At 54.4% G+C, this 14,854-nt stretch carries 13 protein-coding genes; 6 read left to right on the forward strand and 7 right to left on the reverse strand.

The annotated features are described in order from the left end of the window. Nucleotides 1-16 precede the first annotated feature (16 nt). The 4 genes from HXW73_RS07375 to HXW73_RS07390 form a co-directional block, all read right to left on the reverse strand. Nucleotides 17-499 (reverse strand): invasion associated locus B family protein, encoded by a 483-nt coding sequence (locus HXW73_RS07375; RefSeq protein ID WP_240538734.1) that lies wholly within the window; start codon nt 497-499, stop codon nt 17-19. Nucleotides 500-742: 243 nt separating this feature from the next. Next, nucleotides 743-1,540 (reverse strand): SDR family NAD(P)-dependent oxidoreductase, encoded by a 798-nt coding sequence (locus tag HXW73_RS07380; protein WP_186255585.1) that lies wholly within the window; start codon nt 1,538-1,540, stop codon nt 743-745. Nucleotides 1,541-1,762: 222 nt separating this feature from the next. Then, complete coding sequence (locus tag HXW73_RS07385; RefSeq protein ID WP_186255586.1) at nt 1,763-2,500, reverse strand: SDR family oxidoreductase; 738 nt, start codon at nt 2,498-2,500, stop codon at nt 1,763-1,765. 49 nt (nt 2,501-2,549) lie between these two features. Continuing rightward, on the reverse strand, nt 2,550-3,926 hold the full coding sequence (locus HXW73_RS07390; protein WP_186255587.1) for an NAD-dependent succinate-semialdehyde dehydrogenase: 1,377 nt from the start codon (nt 3,924-3,926) through the stop codon (nt 2,550-2,552). Between the two features lie 402 nt (nt 3,927-4,328). Between HXW73_RS07390 and HXW73_RS07395 the strand changes: the two genes are divergently transcribed. Next, the gene (locus HXW73_RS07395; RefSeq protein WP_186255588.1) at nt 4,329-4,754 is read left to right on the forward strand and encodes a CopD family protein; all 426 of its coding nucleotides are present in this window, start codon (nt 4,329-4,331) and stop codon (nt 4,752-4,754) included. 10 nt (nt 4,755-4,764) lie between these two features. On the opposite strand, the gene HXW73_RS07400 is transcribed toward HXW73_RS07395, so the two are convergent. Next, nucleotides 4,765-5,226 carry a DUF2231 domain-containing protein gene (locus HXW73_RS07400; protein ID WP_186255589.1) on the reverse strand — a complete coding sequence of 154 codons (462 nt, stop codon included), beginning with the start codon at nt 5,224-5,226 and terminating at the stop codon, nt 4,765-4,767. 99 nt (nt 5,227-5,325) lie between these two features. Between HXW73_RS07400 and coxB the strand changes: the two genes are divergently transcribed. The 4 genes from coxB to HXW73_RS07420 are packed head-to-tail and all read left to right on the forward strand — an operon-like array spanning nt 5,326 to nt 11,394. Beyond that, nucleotides 5,326-6,306, forward strand: coding sequence for a cytochrome c oxidase subunit II (coxB, locus tag HXW73_RS07405; RefSeq protein WP_240538735.1), 981 nt, complete (start codon nt 5,326-5,328; stop codon nt 6,304-6,306). Beyond that, nucleotides 6,303-8,843, forward strand: a complete 2,541-nt coding sequence (gene ctaD / locus HXW73_RS07410) for a cytochrome c oxidase subunit I (protein WP_186255591.1) — start codon at nt 6,303-6,305, stop codon at nt 8,841-8,843. The genes coxB and ctaD overlap by 4 nt, the downstream gene beginning before the upstream one ends. Nucleotides 8,844-8,848: 5 nt before the next feature. Further along, nucleotides 8,849-9,205: a hypothetical protein gene (locus HXW73_RS07415; protein ID WP_186255592.1), complete on the forward strand. Its 357-nt coding sequence runs from the start codon at nt 8,849-8,851 to the stop codon at nt 9,203-9,205. A gap of 5 nt (nt 9,206-9,210) precedes the next feature. After that, entirely contained in the window at nt 9,211-11,394 is a 2,184-nt protein-coding gene (locus tag HXW73_RS07420; protein WP_240538736.1) for a heavy metal translocating P-type ATPase, read from the forward strand. A gap of 305 nt (nt 11,395-11,699) precedes the next feature. Here the strand turns inward: HXW73_RS07420 and HXW73_RS07425 are convergent, their stop codons facing one another. Both HXW73_RS07425 and HXW73_RS07430 read right to left on the reverse strand, forming a co-directional pair. Then, entirely contained in the window at nt 11,700-12,605 is a 906-nt protein-coding gene (locus tag HXW73_RS07425) for an NAD(P)/FAD-dependent oxidoreductase (protein WP_186255594.1), read from the reverse strand. A 209-nt stretch (nt 12,606-12,814) separates the two neighbouring features. Further along, the gene (locus HXW73_RS07430; RefSeq protein ID WP_240538737.1) at nt 12,815-13,753 is read right to left on the reverse strand and encodes an extracellular catalytic domain type 1 short-chain-length polyhydroxyalkanoate depolymerase; all 939 of its coding nucleotides are present in this window, start codon (nt 13,751-13,753) and stop codon (nt 12,815-12,817) included. A gap of 543 nt (nt 13,754-14,296) precedes the next feature. On the opposite strand from HXW73_RS07430, the gene HXW73_RS17855 reads away from it, so the two are divergent. After that, nucleotides 14,297-14,695, forward strand: coding sequence for a hypothetical protein (locus HXW73_RS17855; protein WP_240538738.1), 399 nt, complete (start codon nt 14,297-14,299; stop codon nt 14,693-14,695). Nucleotides 14,696-14,854: the final 159 nt, after the last annotated feature.

Genomic DNA, 14,854 nt, shown 5'->3' on the forward strand with positions numbered 1-14,854 from the left:
CGGCTTTGTCGTTAGATCAGGGAGTGATGCGGTTACTGGCGTCGGTAAAACCGATCAGCGAAATATCTAGGTCCATGCGTTCACCGCTTGGATCAATCATGCTGAGGGTTGCCGTAGTGCCACTGCGGAGTTGCTGCAACATCGACGGCTCAATGGGGGCGACAGCACGGCACCCTTGCTCCTGGCAGACCTGATACGGGAACTGGATTGGCTCACCGTTATCCACACTCAATTGCATGCCTGGAGCCAGACGTACCCCCAGCGGCACGAAGAAGCTCATCGCCGGGTCATCGGCCTGGGGCGGGTAGTCGAGAATTACCTGCATCAAGGGCTGGTCGTTGCCAGGTTGAGTGATCAATTGGGACATCGCACAAGGGGTCGGACCCTCGGCATTACGCTGGCAACGAACCTCCCAGTCCTGGAACGACTCGGTGGTGATATTATCACCGGAAGCCGTCCCCGGTTGTTGTTGGCTGAAGGCGTTGGGAGACAACGCCAAGAGCGATAATAGCCCAATCCTGCATAGGTTTTGAGTAAGACAGTTCGGCACTGGTTAATCTCCCGTTGGTTCGCTAATTATGGATGATAACGCCTACCATGCCTGCTTGTTCGCTTGAGGTCGAGCCCTTTGGGTCACGAGAACGTGCCTGCTTCGATTTAACAGGCGGCTTGAGAGCCGATATTCAGGGCGGTGATTGAAATTCTACAATTAGCTCGGGTACGTGTCCTGGGCGTGCTCATCTTATTTGTTGTGTATCTCAGCCGTGCGCCATTCCTGACCGCTGAAAGAGTTGTGGGATGTGGTTGCATCTAGCAGGGTGGCAAGTCGGGCGCCGACGGTGTCGGCGCTAAATGCCTGACCGGTGTCTAGCTGTGCCTGCAGGTAGTCGGCATGGGGTAACTTCATCGCCTGAGCGGTGCGAATGTGCTGGCGAAGTCCCGGTGTATCCACGACGCCTGGTTGCATTAACGCGATCTCGGCAGGCTGCGACGCTAATTCTTCATGAAGCTGTTCAAACAGACGTCGCATAGCCATTTTACTGACGCCATAGCTACCGGTGCCGGGTTGAACGTGCCTATCAATACCCGCACCGACCAATACGATCCGACAGGGCGCGGGCAGCGGTGTCATAAAAGGTAGCAGCGTATTAATGAGGGCAAGAGGAGCGACGGTGTTGAGCTGAAGAGCGTCGCTCAGGTCATCGGGGTGCCAGTCGGCAAGGTTTGCGGCGGGCATGCCAGTGCCTGCACAGTGAATAATGGCGCCCACCGATGACGTCCCCATGGCGGCTTTTAGCCGAGTCATTACACTGTGACGCTGGTGCGGGTCGCTAAGGTTCCCTGCCAAGGCGTGAAAATTGCCCTGGGGATAGCGCTGTTGCAACGTTTCCAGGCATTCGAGCAGCGGCGCTTCACGACGTGCCAGCAAATACAGAGTGTGTCCGCGGTGCGCTAACTGTTGTGCCAGTGCCCAACCGATACCGCTGCTCGCGCCGGTGATAACGGAAATATTGTGTGGTAAGGGGAGTTCGGTGAGCATAATTGTCTCATGTTGATAATGTCTAGATCTTTAGGATACTTGTTGTCAGTGATGCGTTCTCCTGCGTTTGGATATATCGAATTCAAGGTTCTACACCACAGTGGCGAAAAGCACTAACCGTTAATCAGTAACAGATAGCGGTGGTGATGGCAGAACCAGCTGCTTGTAAGGTCGCTAATTCTGCCGATTTCTTCCGTATCTGTATAAAGCCAGGGCTCTTGGTTAGAGCGGCTGTTTGGTTGGCCGGATAATAATCTCGTTGACATCAACATCCGCCGGCTGTTCGATGGCGTAAGCAATTGCCCGGGCTATCGCATCGGCGTCAATGGCATTTTCATACATCTCATCCACACCTTTGGCAGTATCGGGATCGCTTATTTTACTGGTTAGCTCGGTCGCTACGGCACCCGGCGAGATATTGGTGGAGCGGATTTCCCCGTCACCTTCCTGACGCAGGCCTTCTGATAGCGCCTTCACGGCATACTTTGTCGCCGAGTAGACCGCGGACGCAGGAAACACCTTATGCCCGGCTATCGACGAGAGATTGATGATGTGGCCCACATGCTGTTCGCGCATGGTTGGCAGCACGGCGGCGATGCCGTAGAGCACACCTCTGATGTTGACGTCGATCATCTTGTCCCACTCGTCGACCTTGAGTTCATCAAGCGGCGATAGCGGCATCAGACCGGCGTTGTTGACCAGCACGTCGATGCGGCCATAAGCTTCCTTAGCCGCCTTGGCCAGCGACTCAAGCTGAGCGCGGTCGGTGACGTCAGTTACCTGGTAAATAGCGTCACCACCCTGTTCCTCGATGGCGTCTCGCAGTTCTACGAGGCGTTCCTCGCGTCGAGCTGCAAGCACTAGCTTGGCTCCGCCCTTGGCCAGGCGGTGGGCGGTGGCTTTGCCGAGACCACTGCTGGCGCCGGTAATGATGACGACCTTGCCATTGATTTCTGACATGGTTTTTTCTCCTGAATTGCGTGAGATGTATTGATAAGACAGAGCTTGGTTAAGGCAGAAAAATCGACTTTATGTTGACGAATTCCTTCATGCCAAAGCCGCCGTGTTCACGTCCGTAACCAGAATTCTTGACCCCGCCGAAAGGCATATTCGGATCAGCGGCCCCGAACGAGTTGATGCGGACCATGCCCGTGTCGAAGTGATCGCGGGCCAGCCTGAGAGCGTGGTCCTCGTCCGTGCAAAAAATGCCGCCACCCAGACCATAGCGGCTGTCATTGGCCAATCGCATGGCGTCCACGTCATCTTTGGCACGGATGATCGCAGCAACAGGCCCGAAGATTTCATCGTCATAGGCGGGCATTCCAGGCGTGACATCTTCCAACACGGTGGAAGGGTAATAGGCACCGGTGCGCTCGGGTGGTTTTCCTCCGCAGAGGATTTTTGCCCCTTTGGCGACGCTGGTATCCACCTGCTCTTTGACCGTATCGAACTGATCCTGGCTTGAAAGCGGGCCAAGTTGGTTATTCTCATCCGTGGGATCGCCCATGACGATGTCGTTCATTTGCGCTACGAAAGCGTCAACGAAAGCGTCATACACCTTGTCGGTCACGATGAAGCGCTTGGCAGAAACACAGGTCTGTCCGTTGTTGTACAACCGTCCCATGACCGAAAACTTCACCGCCGTTTTGATGTCGGCATCCTCAAGCACCAGGTAGGCGTCGTTCGACCCTAGTTCCAGCACGGTTTTTTTCAGTGCTTTGGCGGCCACAGCGCCGACGTGTTGCCCGGCTCCGTCACTGCCGGTCAGCGTGACTCCACGAACCTTGGGATGGGCGATCAGGTTATCGCTGGTGTTGTGGTCGATCACGATGACCTGAAACAGGTTCTCGGGCAGGCCTGCCTCGATGCATAATTCTCGCAGGCGCAGGCCGGACCCCGTGCAGATGCTGGCGTGTTTCAAGACACAGCCGTTGCCTGCCATCAGATTTGACGCCAGCATGCGAACCGGCTGGTAGATCGGGAAGTTCCAGGGCTGAATCGAATAGACGACGCCAATAGGCTGATAGCTGACAACGCCGCGCTTTCCGTTAAGACCCTGCTTACGTTCCTCGTCAGCCAGAATCTCGGGGCCGTTTTCAGCGGTGTAATCAAAGATCGCCGCACAGAGTTCAACCTCAACATGTCCGTCTTTCAGAAGCTTGCCAGTTTCGTTGGTCATCAAGGTGGCCAACTCATCGGCATTGTCACGCAATGCCTGTCCGATCTTCTTGAGGTAGGGTGCTCTTTCCTGATGGCTCAGTTTGCGCCATTCCAGAAACGCCGCATGGCAGGCATCAAGCTGCTCCGTCGCCTGCTTTTTGGTCATGGTGTCGTAGGTCTGAATGGCTTTTTCGGTCGCGGGATTAACGGTGGTAATTGTCGACATAGTCGTTCCTTCCTTCCAGGTCTGATAGGGGAACGCGGTTGGCGCTAACCTCCTTTTAATCTTAGGCCGGTGGAGAGATATGTCTGTTCGGTAACGAACTCTTAATCTGGTGGCTTTTCCGAGAAGGTTGCTACGACTTACAACTGGCTCCAGCCTTGCCTATATATTGGAAAGGATATTTAAAAATGGCGTCGGCCCTTCTTGTTGAAAGAATAAAGTTACTCGTTCATAACCCGTCCTACTTGATATTGTTATGTTTAAGAGGTAATCGCCCATCGCCAATAATCTCCCCCGATTGTTGAGGACAGCCAAGTCAAGACATCATGCCTAGCTATAGTGCGTCGAGTTGACTAAGGTTAAACAATAAGTCAATCCCACTTTAAGCAATGCAAGGAAGCTCCGATGCCTTGGCTTAAACTGCTCCACATCGCCGCACTAGTGGTTTGGTGCGGTTCGTTGCTTTATCTACCTGCCTTGCTTAGCCAAGCGCTGGTGCTGCGTAAGAACTCGGGCTTTGCCCAGGACTCGCCGCCCATGCCGCGCTTCTTCTATAACTCTATCGCTACCCCAGCTGCCCTGGTAGCGATTGCCACAGGCACGCTGCTGTTTCTTATGAATGGTCTTCTGGGAGGATGGCTGATCTTAAAACTTGGCTCAGTTGTTGCAATGGTGGCGGCGCACGCCTGTTTTGGCTGGTTAATACTGCGCCTTGAGATGGGCCATTATCGCTGGATAAAGCCTGCTAACTGGTTTGCACTGTGCGTTGCGGTGGCGGGTATCCTAAGCGTTCTAGCCTTTGTGTTAGCAAAGCCGCTGGATTGGAGCTAACACCGTGGCGCTAATCTTCAACGTCGACACCCACCGCTTGTTCGTATACCAGTTGCCCACCCAGCAGGCCCGCTACGGCAATCAAGCCTGCGGTGATCAGCGATATGGCGAGGCCCCATGGCAAAACCGCGCTAGGGTCGTTAAAGCGAAGCAGCCAGTTCAGCGACGCCAGCGAGAGCATGACGACCGCGACGATGGCATGGCTCCAACCGGTAATCAGGCGGCGAATGCGCGGCACGGTGACCAGGTCGATAATCCCTGCCGTACTGGCTATCCAGCCACCAAATGCACCTACGCCAGCCAGCCACAAACTGGCGCGCAACCAGAAGGGGTCGTCACTCAGCAAAAAGCCTATGTCGCTGGCTACCAGCCCAATCAATGCTGCGACGGGAAAATGAATCATGACGGGATGCAGCGGGTGGCCAGCGATAGACGCACGGCTGATAATCGAACGTTGGCGAGTTTTTGTCATTGTCACTTCCTTTGGAGACAAAAAGACATTCAAGGGATAAAGCCAAGTATTCAACGCTTACCCCCGCAGTGGGTCAACCGGCTAAACGCCTCGTTGGCAATGATGGTTGGAGGGCTACTGGTCGGTTGCGCTGGTGATAACTCCATTCTAGACCCGGCAGGCCAGGCCGCGCGAGATGTGGTGCTGGTCTGGTGGGCGATGCTTGGCTTTGGTACCGCTGTGTTGATCACGGTCACCAGTTTCTGGCTTTATGCTTTCAAGCAAAAAAAGAAAAGGCGTACACCTGCCCAGGAGCGCCGTATTGCGCGATGCTGGATTATCGGCGGCGGGATTATACTGCCGGTCGCCAGTATTGCCGTGCTATTAACCTTTGGGGTGCCTACAGGGCAACGAATGTTAGCGCTGCCGCTCAGCGACCCACCGGAAGTGATTGAAGTGATTGGCCATCAATGGTGGTGGGAAGTGCGCTACCCAGGGGCGGAAGGCGGTGAGGTGGTTACCTCTAACCAGCTGATCATGCCAGCGGGAGAGCCGGTAGATTTTCATGTCACCAGTGCGGATGTCATCCACGCCTTCTGGGTACCGCGCCTGGGTGGCAAAATCGACATGATTCCCGGGCGAGTTAATAAAATCCGTCTGGAAGCAGATGAGCCATCGATATTTGGTGCTCAGTGTGCTGAATTTTGCGGTACTCAGCACGCCCAGATGCAACTCTATGTAGAAGCCGTCGAGCGCGAAGAGTACGAGGCTTGGTTAGCCGAACGCCAAACCAGTGAGCTCTCTTCACTAGCGGTTAGTGGTCAACAGCATGAACCTGCCAGAGAAGCATTTACGGCCCATTGTGCAAGCTGCCACCGAGTGGCTGGGCTCTCAAATGCACAAGAAGGGCCGGATCTTTCTGACTTAGGCAGTCGCACCAGCCTGGGCGCAGGCGTAATGCCGATGGAAGAAGGCGCGGTAGCCCAATGGTTACAGCATCATCAACGCTTAAAACCGGGCAACAAAATGCCGACCCAGGATGATATCGAGACGGACACCTTGGAAAGTCTGGGTGCTTGGCTGGAGACACTAACCCCATGACCCCTATCAACCGAGATGTGCCTCAGGACGGAGATGCACCTGAAGACCCGCAGCGCTTGCACAATGATTTGCATGAGATATGGGGCAATCCGCGTGGTTTGAAAGCGCTGACAATCGTCAACCATTCCACCCTCGGTCTACGTTTTATGGTGACCGGGATGGTGTTCTTCTTGATTGGTGGCATGCTGGCCATGCTGGTGCGCGCTCAGCTGGCGCTACCCGGTCAGGGGTTCATGACGCCGGATATTTATAATCAAGTTACCACCATGCATGGCACGGTCATGATGTTTCTGTTTGCTATCCCGGTATTAGAAGGGTTAGCGATTTACATGATCCCTAAGATGATTGGCGCGCGTGACCTGGTTTGTCCGAGGCTGACCTCGCTTGGCTACTGGTGCTATTTGTTTGGCGGCATCATTATAACGTTTAGTTTGGTGCTGGAAATGGCACCTGAGAGCGGCTGGTTTATGTATACGCCGCTGAGTAGTAGCGAGTATTCACCTGGCTTGGGTTCAGACTTCTGGCTGTTAGGCATCACGTTTGTAGAAATCTCGGCGCTTTCTGCGGGTGTCGAACTCGTGGTTTCAATTCTTCGCACGCGAACCCAGGGAATGGCGTTGCACAAAATGCCGCTATTTGCGTGGTACATCCTCGCCATGGCGCTAATGATTGTCGTCGGTTTTCCGCCTTTGATCCTTGGCAGTATTCTGTTGGAGCTTGAACGAGCGGTAGGGATGCCGTTTTTCGAAGTCGCCGGGGGCGGCGATCCGATTCTTTGGCAGCATCTCTTTTGGTTATTTGGCCACCCTGAGGTTTACATTATTTTCCTCCCGGCGGCGGGTATTGTCTCCACGCTGATCCCGGTCTTTGCTGGTCGCCCTATCGTGGGCTATGGATGGGTGGTCTTTGCCATTCTGGTCACCGGCTTTATCAGTTTTGGGTTGTGGGTACACCACATGTTTACCGTGGGAATTCCACAGTTGGCCCAAGCGTTCTTCTCTGCATCCAGTATGTTGGTCGCAGTCCCTACGGCGATCCAGGTGTTTGTGTGGTTGGCTACGCTGTGGCTGGGTAAGCCCAAAATGAAACTGCCGATGCTTTGGATTGTAGGGTTCCTGGTGATTTTTGTTTGCGGTGGCTTAACCGGGGTGATGCTGGCGCTAGTACCGTTTAACTGGCAGGTACATGACACCCACTTTGTGGTCGCGCACATGCATTACGTTCTGGTGGGGGGGATGTTCTTTCCACTGATCGCCGGTCTGTACTATTGGTTACCCCTGTTCTCCGGCCGTATGCCGTCTGAAACGCTCGGCAAATGGGGCTTTTGGCTCACTTTTATCGGCTTTAATACCACCTTCCTGATTATGCACTGGACCGGCCTGCTGGGTATGCCGCGCCGGGTTTATTCATATGATACGGGCATGGGTTGGGATGTGTTCAATCTCATATCGTCACTAGGTGGCTTCCTTTTGTCTGTCGGTATTGCCATGGTGCTGCTGGATATTGCGCTGCACTTCCGTTTTGGCAAACCTGCGAAACATAACCCATGGAATGCCGATACCTTGGAATGGGCGAATACCATGCCGCCGAGCGCCTATAATTTTGTCAGCCTGCCCAATGTCGATACGCGCCATCCACTATGGGATAACCCTGATTTGCCGCACACCATTACAGAAGGTAGACATGGGCTGGCGGTGGCTTCCCATGGTCGGCGCGAAATGTGGGGAAGCGATCCACTGACGGGAAAAGTGCGTGAAATCATTCATTTGCCGGATAATTCCTGGTGGCCTTTGTTCGCTGCGTTGGCGCTGTCAGTGGTGTGCTTAAGCTTGCTTACAAAGTTCTATCCATTAGCAGGTATCGCGGTGGTGGTGGCCGTGGCATTTCTGTTGCGTTGGTCATGGGAAAACGGAGCACACCCCAAAGCGGCTCCGGATGCGAGAGTTAATCCTGGCGATCCACCACTACATTCTCGCACGATGGATGGCCCAGGGCTGTGGGCCATGTCGGTGACGCTGCTCGCTAATGGCTCGTTCTTCCTTTCCTACCTATTTGGCTGGTTTTACCTGTGGACGGTATCGCCTGAGTGGCGAATGCCCGAGACATCGCCGCTCTCGTTGCTAGGTTTAATCGTTGCCGGGTTGGCGCTGACGGCTGGTGCAGGGTTATTGGAAAAGTTGGTACGTGGTTTGCGCCAGCAGCAAGATGCAGGACTGGCAGCAGGCATGTATTTCATTAGCGCTCTGGGGTTTGTGCAGGTAGCGGTCACTTTATGGGTGCTGCTGGGCGCAGACCTCGCGATCACAGTCACCACCCACGATGCAGTGATAATGGTGGGGTTGGTTTATGTGCTATTGCACGGTGGTTTAGGCAGCATTCTTGCCCTGCTGCAGGGCCTGCGGGTTGGCTATGGCTATGTCGGCGCCTACGCCCCTTTTGAACCCGTAGTGGTTGCGCAGTGGTGGCGTTATAACGTGGTCACGTTCTGGGTCATTGTGGGGGCACTTGCGGTGCTGCCAAGTGTAATAGGAGGCTAAACCCGATGATCGCCACGATGGAGCGTCTGCATTTAACCCACCCCCTACATTTCATTGTCGGTTTAACGCTATGGAGCGTTTGGTTTGTGACCGTTTACGGTGGGCATGCAGTTGCCTGCGCCGTCATTCCTCCTGACCCAGAGCAGGGCGCTTTTACGCTAGTTAACGCTATGTTGCTGGTTGTTAGTTTGGCGGCAGCGGGGTTATTGGCGACGCTTGCCTGGGGCTGCTGTCGTATAGCCAAACATCACCAGGGGCGCTTGTTGTTTAATGCGGTAGTTTCGGCGGGGCTGTATCTTTTCTCTGCCCTAGGCGTTGTTTTTACGGCTATGCCGATAGTGGGGTTACCGCCATGCCTGTGAGCGGTATGGCTCGAGATGATGAACAGCTCTTCACCCTTCAAGGCATGTGGTGCACCAGTTGCGCCCAGGCTGTAGAAGGTTCTCTCAAGCAGCTTGATGGTATACGTGATGTTAGCGTGCACTACCCAAGCGCCACGCTTTGTATTATCGGCACACCTCAAGCGACCCAACTTTCCGTACTCGCTCCCAAAGTAAAACGCCTAGGCTACCGACTAAAGTCGCTGGAACCAGTGGTAGATGCTCACGCGCGACTGGAAGAAGAGAGCCGCTATCTAACGTTTAGGCTCATGGTCGGCTCGCTGTTTGGCATGTGGACCATGCTCGCCTCAGTGCTGATTTATGCAGGCGCATTGCCTGATGAGCAAATAGAAACGGTGGTGGCGTGGATCTCAGGGGCATTTTCACTCCCCGTTGTGTTGTTTGCAGGTGTCCCTTTTTATCGTGCCGGGTGGCGCACGGTGCTCGCCAAACGTCCCGGTATGGATGTGCTCGTCAGTCTTGGCGTGTGGGGCGCCGTGACCGTCTCGATATGGCTTTTATGGCGCGGCTCGGTCGAGGTGTATTTCGATACGGCGGTGATGCTGATCGTGCTTTTGTTGATCGGTCGGCTAGTAGAAACCCTGTGCCGTCACCGTGGGCTCAAAGCGTTGGATGCGCTGGCCCTGCCCAACGTGGACATAAAGGTTTGGCAGGATGAAACCTGGAAAATGCTATCCGTCGATGACGTGTCCACGGAAATGCGCGTTGAGCTAACGCCGGGAGAGCAAGTAGCACTCGATGGCATCCTTGAAGCGCCGGGTTGGATAGATACCGCTTCGCTCACCGGTGAAAGTTTGCCGCGCCACTTCCAGGCAGGACAAACGGTATACGCTGGCTACCGCTACCTGGGGACCACTCCTATTGTCATGCAGGTAAGCGCTGAAGTGGGTAAGCGTCGATTGGATCGGCTATGTGACGAGATGCGGCGTTATCAAGCGAGAAAAGGCGAACTACAAAAGCTAGCCGACCGCTTTGCTGCCTGGCTAAGCCCTCTAGCGCTGTTGCTTGCAATGCTTACGCTACCAGGCGCGCTTTTATTGGGTCTCGGCTGGGAAGACGCGTTCGTGAGGGCACTATCGGTGTTGGTTGTCGCTTGCCCATGTGCCGTCGGTCTTGCGGTGCCGCTGGCAAGCCTTGCCGGTAGTGGACAAGCCATGCAGCAAGGGATTGCGCTGCGCGATCCCGTCGCGCTCGAAACCTTGGCGCGTATCCGCTCGGTAGCATTGGATAAAACCGGCACATTAACTACTGGCTCCCATGCAGTGTTGCACTGGCAAGGTCGAGAGGATGTTGATGAACATACCTTACAGAAAAAGCTGAGTGCCGCCGTGGCCGGAAGCGAACATCCGTTGGCACAAGCGTTAGCCTGCTGGTCAAACAGCCAACGTGGACAGGACGATCAACCGAATATTGAAGTAAAGGAATCACCCGGCGAAGGACGACATGTGCGTTTAAGCAGCGGCGAGTTGTTAACGGTAGGCAGTGCTCAATGGTTTGCCAGCCAACATATTGCGCTTCCTTCCGAAGCGGAAGATGCCACGCTCGCTTTTGCTTCCCAGGTGATGTTAGCCGATGAGGCATGCTGGTTAGCGACATTCTATTTAACCGATCAACCCGTGCATGATGCCGAACCTAGCGTGAAAAGTCTGCTAGCTTCAAATTATGTGGTCGCGATGATCAGCGGTGATCGGCAAGGTGCGGTTAGGTGGTTAGGTGAGCGTGTTGGACTTGGGCGTGAAGCTTGTTTCGCGCAATGCTCTCCGGAAGCCAAAGCACGATTATTACAGGGGCTGCCATCACCAACGCTGTATGTGGGTGATGGCTTAAACGATACCTTGAGTTTGGCAGCGGCCGATATCGGTATTGCACCCCTCAGTGCCAGCGAGGCCGCCCGAGAGGGGGCTTCAGCGCAGCTCATGACGCCGGGTATTGGTGGGGTAGTGACGCTGCTCAGCATTGCCAAACGCACGCGACGCATCATGGCGCAGAATCTGTTCTTTTCAGCGCTCTATAATACGCTGGCGCTGGGGCTAGTGTTGATCATGGCCATACCCCCGTTGGTGGCGGTACTCGCCATGGCGGCAAGTTCGCTGAGTGTGACGCTTAATGCCGCGCGGCTGGCGTGGGCCGAGCCGGATGAAAGCGCTTAAACCTATCAGCCTTGCACCGCTATCTTCATCACTCTATAACGGTGATTTTTAACACCTGTTCACGCAATTTCATTAGGCTCTAGTTATGTCCTGTACGTCTCACTATCAAATATTGGACTCTGTGCAATACCGGGTAAGCATAGAGGCCTAGCAGGAGGTTAACCTGATTCTAAGCCATGACGTTCTGCTACGTTGAGAGCTCCCGGTGTGTTGAGAATAAACGGAGATTCACAGCCAGCTTGAGTTCGCCCATTTGGGACTCTGCTTAACTTCGCCCACAGCTCCGCCAAGCTGGGGTAACTGATTTAGCGCAGATTGCGCGGTAGTACATTGTGGATGGCTGTGGCAGCGACGGCCGCATGTCCAACCGCTACCGAGATCTGACTCAGCGCACTGACTACGTCGCCGATCGCATATAGGCCATCGATTGAGGTCATCTGATCCGCGTTCACCACCAGCTTGTTTTCCTTGTCTACGCTCGCGCCCAACACAATGGCCAGCGAGGCCTGTGAGCGACTACCTAATACCGGATAAATGGTGTCAAAGAGGCGACGCTTACCGCTCGCATCGATGAAGCCACAGCGCATCCCATCAAATAGCCAGTCAAGTGGCTTCTTCATCAATGCAATGCCCCAGTCTTTGGCACTCTGATGCAGCTGTGCATCCACTTGTTCATTGTCACTCTGTACCAGAGTCACCGTCGCCGAATAGGTGCGCATGAACTTGGCATGTTCAAATGCCGTACGCAACGATCCAAACACCGCGAGATCGTCATCGCTGGCTTCGAAACCGTCGCAGATGGCGCACAAGCGCATCGCCCTGCAGTTGATCGCTTCTTCTACCCAGGGTTGCTTCGGCAGTACGTCATTTATCCCGGTCGCCAGCAGCACCGTACGGCCATAGAATTGATCACCCCGAGTGTCGGTCACACGGAAACCACCGTCCACGTTTTCCAGCTGCGTCGCGGTAGCTTGGGTCACCTTAGTGCCGTATTGCACTGACTGGGTGCGTAGGCGCTTCAGCAATTCATCGCCGCTCAGCCCATCCGGAAACCCAGGGCAATTGTGTGTTTGCGGAATCCAGCGTGCACGGCTGTTTCCGGCATCGAGCACGGTCACCTCGCGATAAAACCGATTAAGGTACAGCGCAGCGGTCATGCCAGCAGGGCCCGCTCCGATGACAACACAGCTCTTGAATTCAGGATCTGGCAATATCTGCCTCCGATGCTAGGTGCAGCAAGAGCACATCAGTGAATCTCGATGCCGAAAAGGAGTATCGGCGCAGCGATCAACGGAGGAGCTCTCATGGGATGACGAAGGGGAAAGGCCGGTGGGCAGGATCTGTGCGACCGATTAATGAAAGCGGAAACCTCCGGTCCAGGATTAAATGTCTTCCGCGCTTGCCTGCTGCCACGTGGGCCTCACGTCGCAATCAACCCCCAGAAGTCAGCTATGTGGAACGTGGAAGAGATATTCACCTCAAGCATGTAGTCGCCGCTCGAACCGAAACTGTTTTTACCCTGTGTCTTCAGCGGTGTGCCGTGATCCATTCCCGTAATGCTGAATTCCTCAATGAGTTCTCGATCACCAGCATCACTCCAGACGCGCCGAGAATAGCCATTAACCGTGTGTGTGCTTGATGGCTTTTGATCAAGACCATGAAGCGCTCGCCACTGCCCAAGAATCGCCGCGGCGTTCGAGGCATCAACCGTTTGATCGTCGCTTCCGTGCCAGACCGACAGTATTGGCCAAGGGCCTTCATGCGACGTGGCATTCCGCAGCCGTGTTTCAAGCTGTTGTTCTGTCGGGGATCCGTGACCCTTCATTCGGAGTAGGGCCGCCGGGAGTGTATCGGCACTGCCGTACGGCAAGCCAGCGATGATGGCGCCGCCAGCAAAGGTTTCCGGGTAGGTCGCAAGCATGACCGACGTCATGGCTCCGCCAGATGACAATCCTGTGATAAAGATACGCTGGCGGTCGATGCCATGATCGCTGACCACTTGTTCTACCATATGCCGAATGGAGAGTGGCTCGCCAGCGCCACGATTGCTGTCGTCGGGCTCGAACCAATTAAAACCGAGCATCAAATTGTTCACGCGCCGCTGTTCGGGTAAAAGTAATGCAACGCGGTATAGGTCAGCAATTTCGGACCAGCCAGCACCCACGTCATATTCTGCTGCTGTCTGATCACTACCATGCAGCACGACGACTAGCGGAGCGCCCGCGGGCAAACCTGCAGGTATATAGATCTTGGCATTCAAGTCGCCTGGGTTTGAACCAAACTCCTGCAGGTCTGCCAGTCGGTCTTTCTGGCTGTTGCTTCCGCCCATATATGTACTGGGATCCATTAGATTTAACATTAACCCTCCTGAGGTATGGTGCGACTCCCATTAATAGGCTGTTCCTCCACCACACATTGAGCTTCATGTTATTCGACTGACAGGGGCAAATCTGTGCGCATGCGAACATGATACTTTCGTCTACCAAGCCTTCTTCCTAAAAGATGATTAACGAGGCACCTTCACCTTAACCAATAGCCGCCTGATAGTGGTTGGTTCACCACGATAAAGGGCAATCAAATGACTGGCGTAGAAGGATAAGAGCGCTAATTATCGCAACAATGGCAGGCGTGGCCTGCGATTTCGCCACGTTGCGTTCGCCAGCGCACAGTGAGAGCGTGCCGTTAGGTTCATCCTCAGGGTGAGCGTGGCAAAGGAAATGCCTAAACATGGATGTTGCGCGGTGCGCTGCAAGGAATGTAGCGCCGCTCTTTCTTCGTGGGCCGCTTGTTCGACAGTACTTCGTTCTTCGGCCTGCGCTTCGAGCTTGGCTTCAGTGATTTCACTAGGCACTTTAGCACCGAGTAAGCTCCGCCCTCGGCCTGACAGACAGATGTCGACATTATGGCCCATCAACTTTCAAGCCTCACGGCGGGAACGGCGAATGGAACCGTTCCTGAAGTGAGGCGCATGGTATTTACAAGTAGCGGCTCGAGCCAAACATCCGGTATGAGTGGTCTCGTCAACCCTTATTTTCTAAGCCTTGAAGACCCAACATCAGATATTTCCCCTGCGAGTAACGTATTTATGAAAACCCTATTTGTCCTGGCGCTTGGAACGATAGCCATTTTCCTGGCTATCACCGCTAAGGATTCAATCAGCGCGCAAATTTTTCTAGCCTCGGTGGGAGTGGCACTATACACGGTGGCGTTGACTCCAGGCTCTGCTCGAGGTGAGCCGAAGGCATTCTGGCACCGCAAGACGCGCAAAACTAAGTTGGGCGAAGGAATCGAAATTAAATAAAATTTGCCGTATGTGCCTCGTCAACTCTGCTTTTTACCCCTAGCCCGAATTTCTCACAGGGCATAAAAGAAAGCGGCTGAAAGTGTTAAGGTTTCAGGGCTTTACACCAAAAGCTAACACCAACAGCCGCTTCCAAAGTGGTACCTGAAAAACTGGCCT

Source organism: Halomonas sp. SH5A2 (genome assembly GCF_014263395.1).
Lineage (GTDB): Bacteria > Pseudomonadota > Gammaproteobacteria > Pseudomonadales > Halomonadaceae > Vreelandella.

What these genes read in the sequence shown, in the direction of transcription:
- ctaD (WP_186255591.1), top strand. Translation starts at nt 6,303, where the DNA reads ATGACCCCTATCAACCGAGATGTGCCTCAGGACGGAGATGCACCTGAA.
- HXW73_RS07400 (WP_186255589.1), bottom strand. Translation starts at nt 5,226, where the DNA reads ATGACAAAAACTCGCCAACGTTCGATTATCAGCCGTGCGTCTATCGCT.
- HXW73_RS17855 (WP_240538738.1), top strand. Translation starts at nt 14,297, where the DNA reads ATGGCCCATCAACTTTCAAGCCTCACGGCGGGAACGGCGAATGGAACC.
- HXW73_RS07395 (WP_186255588.1), top strand. Translation starts at nt 4,329, where the DNA reads ATGCCTTGGCTTAAACTGCTCCACATCGCCGCACTAGTGGTTTGGTGC.
- HXW73_RS07385 (WP_186255586.1), bottom strand. Translation starts at nt 2,500, where the DNA reads ATGTCAGAAATCAATGGCAAGGTCGTCATCATTACCGGCGCCAGCAGT.
- HXW73_RS07430 (WP_240538737.1), bottom strand. Translation starts at nt 13,753, where the DNA reads ATGTTAAATCTAATGGATCCCAGTACATATATGGGCGGAAGCAACAGC.
- HXW73_RS07390 (WP_186255587.1), bottom strand. Translation starts at nt 3,926, where the DNA reads ATGTCGACAATTACCACCGTTAATCCCGCGACCGAAAAAGCCATTCAG.
- coxB (WP_240538735.1), top strand. Translation starts at nt 5,326, where the DNA reads ATGATGGTTGGAGGGCTACTGGTCGGTTGCGCTGGTGATAACTCCATT.
- HXW73_RS07380 (WP_186255585.1), bottom strand. Translation starts at nt 1,540, where the DNA reads ATGCTCACCGAACTCCCCTTACCACACAATATTTCCGTTATCACCGGC.
- HXW73_RS07420 (WP_240538736.1), top strand. Translation starts at nt 9,211, where the DNA reads ATGGCTCGAGATGATGAACAGCTCTTCACCCTTCAAGGCATGTGGTGC.
- HXW73_RS07415 (WP_186255592.1), top strand. Translation starts at nt 8,849, where the DNA reads ATGATCGCCACGATGGAGCGTCTGCATTTAACCCACCCCCTACATTTC.